This is a genomic window from Variovorax sp. P2_H12, assembly GCF_056403395.1.
The window spans coordinates 1-13,498 of the sequence record NZ_JBFUFO010000062.1; the positions used below are offsets into that span (position 1 = coordinate 1).

Genomic DNA, 13,498 nt, shown 5'->3' on the forward strand with positions numbered 1-13,498 from the left:
GAGCGCGAAGTGCTGGCGAGCGCGAAGTGCTGGCGGATGGGACCGAAGCTCGACAGAAAAGCCTGGGCGCGCTCAAGCCTGCGAAGGCCTCGCATGCGCCGCTCGCGCTCACGGGTGGGTTGATGGCTGTTCTCGGCGCGGTTGTTCGCGCGGGCGCAGGCCTTCATGAACACGTGCCGCACGTTCGCAAGCTCCGGGATCTCGGCCTTGGCGGCCGGATAGCTGCGCAGTCGGTCGGTGACGATCTTGCGGGGGGCCTCCGGGCAAGTCGCGAGCACGCGCTTGAAGAAGCGCTTCGCGGCGCCTTGTCGCGGCGCTTCTGCAGAAGGATGTCGAGCTCGGCACCATGCTGATCGACAGCGCGCCACAGCAGATAGGGCTCGCCGCGCAGCGTCACGAACATCTCGTCCAGATGCCAGGTCGATCCTGGCTTGCGGCGTGCGGCCTTGGCGCGATGCGCGAAGCTGGCGCCGAACTTGTCGCACCAGCGCCGGATCGTCTCGTAGCTCACGACCACGCCGCGCTCGAACAGCAACTCCTCGATGTCGCGCAGACTCAATTGAAACCGGAAATACCAACGCACCGCCTGGCTGATCACCAGCGCAGGAAACCGATGCCCGTGATACAGCGACTTCTTCTTTTGCATCCAGCAAGCTTATGCCATTGCCAACGTGACAATGCCCTCGAAATAGCCGATCGCAGCTCATCCTGTCCGGTCGGCGGCTTGCTCCGCTGCTTCGAGAGGCCGCGCGTGCCTTGAGAGGCGCACAGGAAGTCCAACTCGCTCACTGTACGCCTCGGGCGTCGGGCGTGAGGCGCAACGAGTCGCTCGTCGGGGAATCGGTTCGTTTCAGCGGCCGCAAAGTGTTCGGCGAAATCGGCAAGCCCTGCGACTGCTGGGGGATGCCCAGGCACTGGACTCGGGACCTGCGGGGAGTACAGTGGCACTTCAACCTTTTGCCCGCGCCATTCATCGTTGGGTGTCGACGAGGTGATCGAATGATGCTGCGAAGTACGGACTGTCGTCCTGAGCTTCGTTCGTGGTCCTTCAATGCCTGGGGCACCCAGGCCAGAAGCACGAGGCTTCGCGCGAAGGAGGTGGAACATGGATTCGGTTTCTCGACGCCACGCGATAGGCGCGATAGGCGCGATTGGTGCGACGGCGCTTTCAGCATCCGTTCCGCTGTCAGGGGCAGCACAGACCGCAGTGCTGCAATCCTGGCCGATTGGCACGCGACAGCGCACCGGTATCCATGACGTGGCCCCGGCGTTTGATGGCGGTGTGTGGTTCACCGCGCAGAGGAGTGGCCATCTCGGCTGGTTCGATCCGCGCACTGGGCGCACCGAGCTTGTTGCGCTGGGCGCCGGCGCCGCCCCGCATGGCGTGATCCCAGGCCCCGACAAGGCGGCATGGATCACGGACGGCGGTCTGGGCGCCATCGTGCGCGTGGGATGGCCCGACCGCGAGGTTCGCGTCTTTGCGCTTCCTGAGGGAACGCCCCACGCCAATCTGAACACAGCGACTTTCGATGCTGACGGCGACCTGTGGTTTACCGGGCAGAGCGGCCTTGTAGGCAGGCTCGCAGTGAAGAGTGGCGTCGTGACGATCAAGGACGCACCTCGAGGACCGGGGGCATACGGCATATGCACCACACCGAGCGGCGATGTGTGGTGGTGCTCGTTGGCCGGTTCGTTCATCGCCCGTATCGACCGCCGCACCGGTAATTCGACAATTGTCGAGCCACCGACAAAGAACCAGGGTGCGCGCCGCGTGTGGAGTGACAGCAGCGGTCGCATCTGGGTCAGCGAATGGCTGAGCGGCAACCTTTCGATGCACGATCCATCGGGCATGAGTTGGCGCAGTTGGAAACTCCCCGGCGATAGCCCGCGGCCGTACGCCGTCTACGTCGACGAGCGCGACAAGGTCTGGGTCAGCGACTTCGGAGGCAACGCGATTTTCCGTTTCAATCCCGGCGACGAGAAGTTCCAGCGCTTCGGGCTTCCACGAGACGCCGCCAGCATCCGCCAGATCCACGGCCGCGCGGGCGAGGTGTGGCTGCCCGAGAGCGGTACCGAGTACATCTCGAGAATCAGGAGCGTCTGACTTGAGGTGGCTGCAACCCGGAAAGAAAGCTTCGCCCTGGCGCCGGACAGCTACCCGAGGAACTTGGCAAACGAGGCACCTGCGATCGCACCCACGCAGAGCCCCACCCAGATCCCGAGCACGAAGCAGAAGCTCTGATTCCAACCGGTGACTGCTCGAATCACCGAGCCCAACAGGCGTCCACTGAGGCTGATCCCGACGCACAGGCCGACAAAGAGCCCAAACGCGATATGCCACGGGCTGGCCACGTGTCGACCATCCATAGGACGGCCAGCAGATAGATCGGGACCAGGCAGCGGCCGAAGTCGCGAATCACATCAGATGACGTGTCAAATATCAGGTCATCCTGGACGCAACGCGTGCGAAGATCTCCGCGCCCCCACGGCGCTTGAAAGCGGGGTCGGCGATCTTGGATGGCCATCAATCCCCTCGACGCCTCTGCCGCCAGAAACACTATGATCAAACAATCATTTCTCAGGAAGCAGGTTGAGAAGGCTGCCAAGACCGGAACGACCCCCACAGTCTTGCGATCGCTCGTGCTGTCGCTTGTAGACGATGTGGCGAAAGCACACTATGGCACGCAGTACCCAAGAAGTGCTTGCAGACGGCGGCTGCCATCCAACAGGTACTTGCCGCAGTCGGCATTCAATCCACGTTGTGGTGCGGTGCTGCATGTTTTGCGGAGGTTTTCGATGATCCGCCGGACATCACCTGGGGCGGGTTCTGGGACCAGGATCACCACGTTTGGGTGGCTACACAGTTCCACGAGTACGTCGATCTCAGTATCAGCCAGCTGCATCGGTACCCCCGGAGCCGGCGCGGCGATGGTGTTCCGATCCCTGCCGTGTGGTGGGACGACATCACCCAGTGGCCGCGCGTGATTCGCTACCTGCCGGACAGCCCTGCTGGCATCAGGCTCGAAGGCGAGGACGCAGCTGACCTTTCTCACTTCTTACAACGCGTGGACGCTATTAGATTCGCCCCGGTCCTTGCCGGCCCCGATTCAATGAACGAGCTCTATGCGCGGGGATTGCCCTGGGCTGTCCGTTCATATTTCATGCAGGCGCACAACGCACCTTTCCCTGCCTGGATTGCGGAAAGGGAGGCCGAGCTAACGAGCGCGTGGGAGTCGGGGGAAAGTGCTCCCAGCAGGCTCATCGGAACCATTGGGTAGGCAGCCCTGATTCTCGAACACTTCTTAACTCGCTGGACATCGCATACTCTGCCGCGCGCGCGATCACGCTTGCCGCGCGACGAGTAGACACAGGCGCGCCACGTACCTTGGCATTTCTCTCCGGGATCTGCTGGCGCCTCAGAGGCGCTCGGGGCTCCAGGTCACACCGCTTCGAATCACGACGGCCGGAATGCCGCCGACCACCGAATTGGCAGGGACTTCGGCCGCGGCGGTGACGACCGCCATTGCCGCGACGACGACGTCATGGCCGATGACCGCACCCTTGGTGACCGAGGCACCGCGTCCGAGCCAGACGCGTTCGCCGATGGAAACGTTCCGGTCCGGGTTGACGCGGCGGTCCGTGGTGTCGAGGATCGAATGACTGTCGGTGGTCCGTATGTCGATGGCCGTGGAGAACAGGCAGCCGGCACCGATCCGGATCGAGGTGCCCCAATGCGCACCGATGAACCCACCATTGGTGCTGCAGCCGTCGCCCAGGTGAATCTCGTTGCCGTCGCCGAACAACTCGATGGTGCCGCCCAGCAGCATCGAATTCCTGCCGACTGTCAGCGCGTTGCCGCTGCCGTGGACCTCGACCCGCAGGTCGCGCAGCCTGACCGTCGGGTCGATGTGGATGCGGTTGTTCGTGCCGTCGATCCTGAACCGGGTTCCCAGCCGGTCGTCTCCGACTACGACTTGGTTGCCGCGGGCGATACGAAGCCTATTCGACGGGTGATGGCGTTTCAGAAAGAGCTTGGCCCGGGAAATGAGCATGGGTAAGGGCCTGCTTGGTACAGTTTGTGATATTTGTAATATACCTGCTGGCCGGGAGGCGTCCCTCGACAGCAGGTTCGAGGCCCGGTCGTCTTCCGTTGCCTGTGCTTGTGGCCGCCGGAGAGCAGGGCGACGAGGACGTAAAGGCAACGATTGGCTGAACTCAGGGAGGAACATCCGCGATAGGGGGAGTTTCTTCCGGTGACGAAGGAAGAACTGATGCGGCTGGTGTGAAGCGAGCCCACGACGCAGTTCGCCCCTAATCAGTCGCGGCGCTGGGCTCTTTCGGGTCCATCTGCTTCTCAGCGATGGAGGCGACGGTGTCGATGGCATGGCTCGAGCCCTCCTCGAGCGCTTCAGCTCCTCGGGCTGGAACCGGACGTACTGTTCCTTCTCAAATTCGTAGCCTTTGATCATCTCGTTGCGCGCACGATCTTCGTCGGGTCCTTCTCGGACACGTACTGCGCTTCACGCGGCTCCCATCCCTCGCGAGAGAGTTGAACCGGATGGATTCGGCGGCTACGGTGGCCGAGTAGGGCGCGCGAATGGGCGTATGGCTGGACCACCAAAACTCTGCCCACCGAACAGACGCCTTGCCAGCTGGCAGCACCACTACAACTGGCACTGTCCGCACAGCGGCATCGGCGGCATCGCGCCCATGTCCAGAGGCTGCGCTGAACGCCGGGGAATTGATAATTTCGCTGTTGCATGGGTCCGTTAGAGCGCTCAATGCTGGCGGCTACGCAAAAAGCGGATTGGTTCGCCCTGGCGGCCGAGATGATGCGTTATCGACAATTCAACCGAATGGAATGCGCAGCTTGCCGAACACGAGCACGGGCGAACTCTACTTTGCAATGCAGGGCGCCAAGATCTTCGCCATCATCGGTGCCAACGATCCCGCGCATGGCACCAATGGCTATCTGCAGATCAACTTGATGGATTGAGGCCACGGCTGGCTGCGACGGCCCGATCAGGACTTTGCCGGCAGTTCGCCGGCCCCCCCCAGCGCCTTCGACACCGCCACCAGGCCCAGCGCCAGCCGGCTCGTGCTCTCGGTGTACTCGCGCTGCGCCTGCAGCCAGGTGCGCTGGGCGTCGAGCTGAACCAGGAAATCGGTCAGGCCATGGTCATAGCGCACGCGGGCCAGCTCCAGCGCGTCGCGGCTGCTGCGCTCCCGCACGGCCAGCTGCACGTTGCGCAGCCGCTCGGCCGAATAGACGCTCAATGCATCGTCGATCTCGTGCCAGGCCTTGAGCACGGTCTGCTGGTAGGCCACGGCGGCCTCCTGCTGCTGCTGCTCGCGCAGGGTCACGGTGGCGCGCCGGCGCCCGCCATCGAAGACCGGTATCTGCAGGCTGGGCCCGACGAACCACTGGCGGCTGCCCCATTCGCCGAAGGTGCTGGCCTCGACCGACTCGAAGCCGAAGTAGGCGCCGAGCGTGATGCGCGGATAGAGCTCCGCCACCGCGACGCCGATGTTCGCGGTGGCCGCATGCAGCTGCGCCTGGGCGAGCTGGATGTCGGGACGGCGCAGCGCCAGCTCCGAGGGCAGGCCGAGCGATAGGTCCGGCAGCGGGCGCTCGGTCGTGTCGGTCGGGGCGGCCAGCCGGGCCTGCAGCGCGCCGGGCCGCTCGCCGACGAGCAGCGTGATTTGGTTTGCGGCCACCGCCTCCTGCACCAGCAGTTGCGGCACGCGCGCGCGCAGATCGGCCGTCTGGGCCTTCTGCCGCGTCACGTCGAGGTCGGTCGTGAGGCCGCCGTCGGCGCGCGCCCTGACCAGTTCGAGCGTTTCCTCGGCCGCGACGATGTCGGCGCGCGCGATGCGGATCTGGCGCTGTACCGCGCGCAGCTCGAAGTAGTGGCGCGCCAGCTCGGCCTGCACGCTGAGCTGCACTTGCGCCAGCAGTGCCTGCGAGGCGGCGACGTTGGCGTCGGCTGCCTCGATCGAGCGCCGCACGCGGCCCCAGACGTCGATCTCCCAGGAGGCATCGAAACCGGCCTGGAAGAGGTCGTGCGGTTCGCTCAGCGTCTGGATCAGCTGCTCGCGGTTGGCGGGGTTGAGGGCGCCGATCAGGCGCGTCGGATCGCCGTCCTCGCTCTGGCGTATGCGCCGCGCGCCGGCGCTGGCGTTGACCTGCGGCACGCGCTGCGACTGCACGACCAGCAGCTGCGTGCGGCTCTGCGCGAAGCGAAGCGCCGCGGTCTGCAGGTCGGGGCTGGCGGCCAAGGCGCGGGCCTCCAGCGCATCGAGCACCGGGTCGCCGAACATGGTCCAGCCGGCCGGCGACGCCATGCTCGTGCGCTCGCGCTCCTGCGGCGCGATCAGCTCCGGCGAGCCGCCGTGCCAGGCCGAGAAGCTGGGCGGCGAGGCCGGCACTTCGGGCTTGAAATCGGGGCCGACAGCGCAGCCGGCCAGCATCAGCGCGGCCAGCCCCGCCGTGCGATGCAGTGAGCGAAGGGAGCTTGTCATGTCGGTGTCCTTGCAAGGGAGCGGCTCAGACCAGCCGATGGCGGAACAACCAGGCCGCCAGCGGCAGCGTGACCACCGCGATCACCAGCAGCGGGATCAGGTTGTGCCAGACCGCGGCGAGCCCGACGCCTTCGAGATAGACCCGCTGCACCAGGTCGATCGCGAAGCGCAGCGGGTTGGCCAGCGTTGCGATCTGCAGCGCCTGCGGCATGTTGCTGACAGGGGTCGTCAGGCCCGACAGCAGCATCATCGGCATGATCAGCACGAAGGTGTAGAGCATGGCCTGCTGCATGTTGGCCGACACCGCCGAAATCGACAGGCCGATGCCGACGCTGGCGACGGTGAAGCAGGCCAGGCCGGTGTAGAGCGTGAGGAAGGAGCCCGCCATCGGCACCCGGAACCACAGCAGCGTGATGAGCAGCACGAGGGTGGACTGCACCAACCCGATCATCACCGGTGGAATGGCCTTGCCGATCATGATCTCGGTGGGCGACAGCGGCGTGACGAGCAGCTGGTCGAAGGTGCCTTGCTCGCGCTCGCGCGCCACCGAGAGCGCGGTCAGCAGCAGGGTCTGGATCATGCTGAGCGCGGCGATCATGCCGGGCATGAAGTTCCAGCGCGTTTCGAGGTTGGGGTTGAACCAGGCGCGCGATTCGATCGCGACCGGCGCCTGGCGCCCGCCGTGCTGCCGGCGCCATTCGTCGTTGAAGCTGGCCACGACCGAGCTCACGAAGCCCGCCGCCGAGCCTGCGGTGTTGGAGTTGCGCGCATCGATGATGACCTGGATCGGCGCCGCCTCGCCCGCGTGGAGCTGCTGCGCGAACTGCGGCCCGATCTGGATCACGACCAGCGCGTCCTGCGCATTGACGATCGGCGCGATCTGCTCGGGCGAGGTGAGCGTCGCCGCGCGGCGGAAGACGCCGGTGCCGTCGAGCCTGGCGATGAGCGCGGTCGAGGCGCCGCTGTGGCTCTGGTCGAGCAGCGCGTAGTCGACGCGGCTCAGGTCGTAGGTGGCGGCATAGCCGAACAGCAGGCTTTGCATCAGCGCCGGCACGATCAGGATGACCCGGCTGGACGGGTCCTTGAGGATCGCCAGCAGCTCCTTGCGGCAGAGGTGGGCGACGCGCCGCACGAAGTCGATGAATGAACCGTTCATGATCCTCAATCCAGCGTCTTGCGCGTGACGAAGCGCGCGACGCCGAGCAGCACCACGGCGTAGGCGATCAGGATCGCGCAGTTCCTGAAGATCAGCGACCACACGTTGCCCGCGAGGAACAGCGTGCGCAGCAGCTCCATGAAGTAGGTCGCCGGCAGTGCCTGGCCCACGATGCGGACGACCGTCGGCACATTGCGCAGGTCGAACAGAAAGCCCGACAGCATCAGCGACGGCAGGAAGCTCGAAATCAGCGCCACCTGGCTCGCGAGGAACTGGTTGCGCGTGACGGACGAAATGACCAGGCCCACGGCCACCGCGACCAGCAGATAGAGCATCGCGCTGACGACGATGGCGATCAACGAGCCATGCATCGGCACTTCGAACAGGAAGCGCGCGGCGACCAGGCACAGCAGCAGCCCGACCATGCCGATGCCGAAGTAGGGAATGATCTTCGCCAGCAGGATTTCCACCGGACGCACGGGCGTGACGAACAGGGCCTCCAGCGTGCCGCGCTCCCATTCGCGCGCCATCACGAGCGCCGTGAGAAAGGCGCCGACCAGCGTCATGATGAGCACGATCAGCCCCGGCACGAGGTACCAGGTGCTGGTGTTGGCGGCGTTGAACCACAGCCGCTGCTCGATGGTGACCGCGCCGACGCCGGGCGCCGCGACGGCGCCGCGGTCGGCCAGCCGTACCGCGTTCTGCGCCAGGGCGCCGCTCGCGTAGCGCAGCACGATGCCGGCCTTGTTCGCATCGGCGCCGTGCACGATCACCTGGATGCTGGCGTCGCCGGCCGCCAGCCGGCGCGAGAAGTCGCCGGGCACGCGCACGATGCCGTCGACCTTGCGCTGGTGCATCAGCACCTCGGCCTCGCGCATCGAGGTCAGCATCACCGGCGAGATGTACGGCGTGAGCTGCAGGCCCGCGACCGCCTGCACGGCGGTGGGCGAGGTGTCTTCGAGCACCACGGCCATCGGCGCGTTCCTGACGTCGAGCGAGAGCCCGTAGCCGAAGATCAGGATCAGGATGATCGGCAGCAGGATGCCGATCGCGAGGCTGCTCGGGTCGCGCACCAGCTGCCGCGTCTCCTTGCGCGTGAGCGCGATCAGCCGTTGCCAGAAGCGGCTGTGGGCGGCCGGAGGCTGCGCGGGCGCGGTCATGGCGATGCTTTCGCGGCGTCGCGGGCCTGCGTCACGATGTCGATGAAGGCCTCTTCCATGCTGAGCCGGCTGTCGGGGGCGCTGCCAGCCTGCACGCGCACCTGCTGCGGCGTGCCGATGGCGAGCAGCTTGCCGGCGTCCTGGATCACGATGCGGTCGCAGTACTCCGCTTCTTCCATGAAGTGCGTGGTGATGATCACCGTCACGCCGGCCTCGGCCAGCGCCGTGATGCGGCGCCAGAACTCGCGCCGCGCCAGCGGATCGGTGCCGCTCGTGGGCTCGTCGAGAAAAAGGATCTCCGGCTCGTGCAGCAGGCCGGTCGCCATCGCGAGACGTTGCTTGAAGCCGCCGGGCAGCTGGCCGCTGGTCGCATGCGCCTGGCCGAGCAGGTCGAATTGCTGCAGCACCGTCTGCATGCGCTCGCGAAGCCGCTGCCCGCGCAGGCCGTAGGCACCGCCGAAGAACTGGAGGTTCTCGGCGACGGTGAGGTTGCCGTAGAGCGCGAACTTCTGCGAGACGTAGCCGATCCGCCCGCGTGCCTGCGCGCGCGCGGTGCGCAGGTTCAGGCCGGCCACCTGCAGGAAGCCGCTGCTGGCCGGCAGCAGCCCGCAGAGCATGCGAAAGGTGGTGGTCTTGCCGGCGCCATTCGGGCCGAGCAGGCCGAAGATCTCGCCGCGCCGCACGTCGAAGGTGGTGCTCGCAACGGCGGTGAAGTCGCCGAACTTGCGCACCAGGTCCTTCACCTGGATGACGATCTCCTGCGCGTCGGCGGCGGGCGGTGCCGCCTGCGCGGGCGGGTACGGGGCGGCCGCTGCGGTGGCGGCCTTCTGCTGCGTGCGCAGCAGCACCATGAAGCCGTCCTCCAGGCGCGCGGGCACGGGCGCCACCGGCGCGCCCGCGAGCAGGGCGTTCACGGACGCGGCCTGCGCCTCGGGCCGGCGGATGAAGCGCACTTCACCGCCTTGCGGCACGGCATCGATGATCGAAGCGGGCGTATCGAGCAGGCGCGCCTGCAAGGTGCGCGGCGCCGTGCCGCGAGGCGGCGTCGAGATGAAGCAGAGGCCGTTCGCGAGGTCGCGCAGCTGCTGCGGCGCGCCTTGCGCGATCAGCCGGCCGCCATGCAGCACGAAGACCTGCGCGCAGCGCTCGGCCTCGTCCAGGTAGGCGGTGCTGACGATCACGCTGAGGTGCTCTTGCCCGACCAGCTGCTGCACGATCTCCCAGAGCTCGCGCCGCGACAGCGGGTCGACGCCGACCGTGGGTTCGTCGAGCAGCAGCAGTTCGGGCGAGCGCACCAGGGTGCAGGCCAGGCCCAGCTTCTGCTTCATGCCACCCGAGAGCTTGCCGGCCGGGCGGGCCGTGAAGCGGCCCAGGTCGGTCATCGCCATCAGGCGCGCATAGCGCTCGCGCCGCGTGGCCTTGTCGACGCCATGCAGGTCGGCATAGAGGTCGAGGTTTTCCTGCACGCTGAGGTCCTCGTAAAGGCCGAAGCGCTGCGGCATGTAGCTGATGCGGTCCTGCACCGACTGCGGTTCGCTCGCCACGTCGATGCCCAGGACCTCGAGCCGGCCCCGGTCGGCGCGCATCAGCCCGGCCGCGAGCCGCAGCAAGGTGGTCTTGCCGGAGCCGTCCGGGCCGACCAAGGCGGCCAGCGTGCCGGCGGGGATCTCGAGCGAGACATCGTCGAGCGCCAGCGTGCCCTCGGCCGAGCCCTTCTGCGTAAAGCGCTTGCGCAGGCCGTGTCCCAGCAGCGCCGGCGCGGCGGGGTCCATCAGCGCGGACTCCCCGCCGTGAGCGCGTCGCCGTCCAGCGCGAGGCGCACCGTCACCGGCATGCCCAGCCGCAGGCGGTCGCCGGGGTCGTCGGCGAGCACGCGGATCTCGTAGACCAGGCTGCTGCGCAGCTGCTCGGTCTGGACGGTCTTGGGCGTGAACTCGGCCACCGAGGAGATGTAGCCGACCTTGCCCTGGAGCGGCTCGCCGGGGTGGCTGTCGGTCGATAGCGTCGCGGCCATGCCCGGCCTGACGCGCCCGAGGTCCGCCTCGGTGACATAGGCGCGCACCCACTTGGGGTCGGTGATCGCGAGCGTGAAGACCGGCCGCTGCGGCGACGCCATGTCGCCCGGCTCCATCAGGCGCGCGCGCACCACCGCATCGATGGGCGCGCGCAGCCGGGCTTCCTGCAGCTGGTGGCGGAGCACCGCGAGCGCCGCGGTGGCGACATCGAGCTGCGCCTGGGCTTGCGCGATGTCTTCCTTGCGCGGGCCGGCGACCACCAGCTGCTGCGCCTTGCGCGCGTTCTCGAGCTGCGCCTCGGCCACCTTCCGGCGCGCCTGCGAGGCGTCCAGGTCCTGCTGGCTGACCGCGCGCCCCGCGGTGGTCTGGCGGATCGATTGCAGCCGCTCGAGCTGCTGGCGGGCCAGCTCGGCCTCGGCCTGGGCGGCGGCGACCTGGGCGCGCGACTGCGCCACTTCCTCGGGCCGGCTGCCGGCCTTGAGGCGCTGCAGCACTTGCGACTGACCGGCGATCTGGGCTTCGGCCTGGGCCGCCTGCAGCTGCAGCGCGCGGGTGTCGAGTTCGCCCAGCACCTGCCCGGCCTTCACGCGGTCACCTTCCTGGACCTCGAGCCGGGCGATGCGCTCATTGCCATTGAAGGCCAGCGACACCTGCCGCAGGTCGACGTTGCCATAGAGCACCAGTGAGTGCGCATCGGCAGGCTGCCGGTGGAGGTACCAGGCCGCGAGAGCGGCGGCCGCCGCCAGGACGAAGGCGCCTGCAAGGATCGGTTTCTTGTTCATGGTCTGCTCTCGCGCGCCGGGGTGCTGGGCGCCAAACCAGTGAGGCGCTCACGCCTGCTTCCGCAGCGTCCCGCCCATCGTGCCTGAAGTTGCCAGCGCCGCAAATGCCCAACCAGCCGTTCTTGGCCAGGCTGCCGGCGATAGGCGCGGGCAGAAGCGGCCAAGAAGAAGGTGGCGTGGACCCTCGGCGCGTCGCGGTTGGCTGCGCGCTGACGCAGCGGGCGGTCCCTCCTCTGAGGTGACGATCAAGCAGTCCTCGGGCGGCGTGACGAAAGAACCTATGATTCACGCCCCCCAACCCGATTCGAACAAGACCTTCTGCCGTGAGCACCCTAGCGCCCTGTCCCCAATGCAATTCTGAATACGCCTACGAGGACGGCTTGAATCTGGTCTGCCCCGAATGCGGCCACGAATGGCCCGCGGTGGCCGCTGCTGCCGAAGGCTCGGCCGACGACAGCAGGGTGATCAAGGACTCGGTCGGCAACGTGCTGAACGACGGCGACACCATCACCGTCATCAAGGACCTCAAGGTCAAGGGTTCGTCGCTGGTGGTGAAGGTCGGCACCAAGGTGAAGAACATCCGGCTGATCGATGGCGACCACGACATCGATTGCAAGATCGACGGCATCGGCGCGATGAAGTTGAAGTCGGAGTTCGTGCGGAAGGCGTGAGGCCCTGCCTGATCGCGCGCTCGCGCATTCCTCCGGTGCGACCGCCGTATCAGCCTTTTCGGGCCGACTTTTGCGGTCCGCTCTCTTTCCTTTCGGGCGGGGGCCTGCCCCCCACACGTGCTCATTGCCGCGGAGCGTTGAATCCAGCGGCCTTGATGATCGGCGCCCAATGCGCCGTGTCGGCGGCCATGATCGACGCAAGTTGCTTCGGCGTCGTCCCGGTGGGTTCGAGGCCCAGGGCGACAAGCCTGGCGCGCAGTTCGGGGGTTTCCAGCGCAACGACGATGGCGGACGACAAACGGTCGATCACTTGCACCGGGGTCGCCGCTGGCGCGTAGACCGCATGCCAGCCTGTGGCTTCGACTGTCTCGAATCCCTGCTCGCGAAAGGTCGGCACCGTCGGAAGGAGCAATGACCGCTCGGCGCCGGACGTGGCCAGGATGCGGATACGGCCTTCTCGGTGGCGCGGCGCAAGGTCCGACAGCGCCGCGATTCCGCAGGCGACCTCGCCGCCGATCAGATCGATTTCGAGTTGCCCGGCGCCTTGGTAAGGAACGTGCACCAGTTCAGTGCCGGACTCCCGCCCGAGTGCGACGCCCAGAAAGTGGGCCAGGCTCCCAGCCGCCGGGGTTCCAAATGTCGCCTGCCTTGAATTTGCCTTCGCCCAGGCGACGAATTCGCGAAGTGTACGGGCCGGATGATTGGCGGCGACAGCCAAGGCCAATTGATAGGTTGCGACCTGCGAGACCGGGGCCATGTCGCGCATCGGGTTGTAGTTCAGGTCCTTGAAGACCAGAGGGCCGATGACGGGCACGATGATCGGCACCAGCAACACCGTCGAGCCGTCCGGCGCGGAGCGCATCAGCACGTCGACCGCGATGCGGCCACCGGCCCCGGCCTTGTTCTCGACGACGACCGGCCGCGAGAGGCTTGGTTGAAGCCTTTCGGCGAGAAGTCTCGCAACACGGTCCGAAATGCCACCGGCCGGCACGGAGACCACGATCCGCAGCGGCGCCTCGCGCTCAGACTGGTTCTCGGCGACGGCAGGCGCGATTGCCATGGCTAGCGCGAGCAGCGGAGTTGTGATGTGATGCTGGCGCATACCTCTGGTTAGCCACCGGACTGCCACTCAGATGCCCAAACCACCCATGGTCCGTCCTGCGAGCCCTACGCAGGATCACGTCGCGTTCGA

The 13,498-nt window shown here is 66.9% G+C and carries 11 protein-coding genes and 2 pseudogenes; 5 read left to right on the forward strand and 8 right to left on the reverse strand.

Annotation, left to right across the window (positions count from 1 at the left end; genetic code table 11):
- Positions 1–646 (reverse strand): annotated as a pseudogene (locus AC1DYK_RS32745) (IS6 family transposase); the annotation flags it as partial.
- A 459-nt stretch (positions 647–1,105) separates the two neighbouring features.
- Between AC1DYK_RS32745 and AC1DYK_RS32750 the strand changes: the two are divergent.
- Positions 1,106–2,104: a Vgb family protein gene (locus AC1DYK_RS32750; protein ID WP_478170089.1), complete on the forward strand. Its 999-nt coding sequence runs from the start codon at positions 1,106–1,108 to the stop codon at positions 2,102–2,104.
- A gap of 598 nt (positions 2,105–2,702) precedes the next feature.
- Positions 2,703–3,278 (forward strand): hypothetical protein, encoded by a 576-nt coding sequence (locus tag AC1DYK_RS32755; protein ID WP_478170090.1) that lies wholly within the window; start codon positions 2,703–2,705, stop codon positions 3,276–3,278.
- A 138-nt stretch (positions 3,279–3,416) separates the two neighbouring features.
- Here AC1DYK_RS32755 and AC1DYK_RS32760 read toward each other — a convergent pair whose 3' ends face one another.
- The gene (locus AC1DYK_RS32760) at positions 3,417–4,052 is read right to left on the reverse strand and encodes a hypothetical protein (protein ID WP_478170091.1); all 636 of its coding nucleotides are present in this window, start codon (positions 4,050–4,052) and stop codon (positions 3,417–3,419) included.
- A gap of 531 nt (positions 4,053–4,583) precedes the next feature.
- Here AC1DYK_RS32760 and AC1DYK_RS32765 point away from each other — a divergent pair.
- Together AC1DYK_RS32765 and AC1DYK_RS32770 are read left to right on the forward strand one after the other, a co-directional pair.
- Positions 4,584–4,773, forward strand: a pseudogene (locus AC1DYK_RS32765) (integrase core domain-containing protein); the annotation flags it as partial.
- A gap of 97 nt (positions 4,774–4,870) precedes the next feature.
- Positions 4,871–4,996 carry a hypothetical protein gene (locus AC1DYK_RS32770; RefSeq protein WP_478170092.1) on the forward strand — a complete coding sequence of 42 codons (126 nt, stop codon included), beginning with the start codon at positions 4,871–4,873 and terminating at the stop codon, positions 4,994–4,996.
- Between the two features lie 26 nt (positions 4,997–5,022).
- On the opposite strand, the gene AC1DYK_RS32775 is transcribed toward AC1DYK_RS32770, so the two are convergent.
- From AC1DYK_RS32775 to AC1DYK_RS32795, 5 genes are read right to left on the reverse strand one after another with little or no spacing between them, the layout of a single operon-like run.
- Positions 5,023–6,522: an efflux transporter outer membrane subunit gene (locus AC1DYK_RS32775; protein ID WP_478170093.1), complete on the reverse strand. Its 1,500-nt coding sequence runs from the start codon at positions 6,520–6,522 to the stop codon at positions 5,023–5,025.
- Positions 6,523–6,547: 25 nt separating this feature from the next.
- Positions 6,548–7,678, reverse strand: coding sequence for an ABC transporter permease (locus AC1DYK_RS32780; RefSeq protein ID WP_478170094.1), 1,131 nt, complete (start codon positions 7,676–7,678; stop codon positions 6,548–6,550).
- Between the two features lie 5 nt (positions 7,679–7,683).
- A complete protein-coding gene (locus tag AC1DYK_RS32785) occupies positions 7,684–8,838 on the reverse strand; it encodes an ABC transporter permease (RefSeq protein WP_478170095.1) in 1,155 nt (384 codons plus the stop codon).
- Positions 8,835–10,610: an ATP-binding cassette domain-containing protein gene (locus AC1DYK_RS32790; RefSeq protein ID WP_478170096.1), complete on the reverse strand. Its 1,776-nt coding sequence runs from the start codon at positions 10,608–10,610 to the stop codon at positions 8,835–8,837. Before AC1DYK_RS32790 ends, AC1DYK_RS32785 begins: the two co-directional genes overlap by 4 nt.
- Positions 10,610–11,635 (reverse strand): HlyD family secretion protein, encoded by a 1,026-nt coding sequence (locus AC1DYK_RS32795; RefSeq protein WP_478170097.1) that lies wholly within the window; start codon positions 11,633–11,635, stop codon positions 10,610–10,612. The genes AC1DYK_RS32790 and AC1DYK_RS32795 overlap by 1 nt, the downstream gene beginning before the upstream one ends.
- A 323-nt stretch (positions 11,636–11,958) precedes the next feature.
- Here AC1DYK_RS32795 and AC1DYK_RS32800 point away from each other — a divergent pair, with 323 nt between their 5' ends.
- Positions 11,959–12,306: a zinc ribbon domain-containing protein YjdM gene (locus AC1DYK_RS32800; RefSeq protein ID WP_478170098.1), complete on the forward strand. Its 348-nt coding sequence runs from the start codon at positions 11,959–11,961 to the stop codon at positions 12,304–12,306.
- A gap of 121 nt (positions 12,307–12,427) precedes the next feature.
- Here AC1DYK_RS32800 and AC1DYK_RS32805 read toward each other — a convergent pair whose 3' ends face one another.
- On the reverse strand, positions 12,428–13,366 hold the full coding sequence (locus AC1DYK_RS32805) for a Bug family tripartite tricarboxylate transporter substrate binding protein (RefSeq protein ID WP_478170099.1): 939 nt from the start codon (positions 13,364–13,366) through the stop codon (positions 12,428–12,430).
- Positions 13,367–13,498 lie beyond the last annotated feature (132 nt).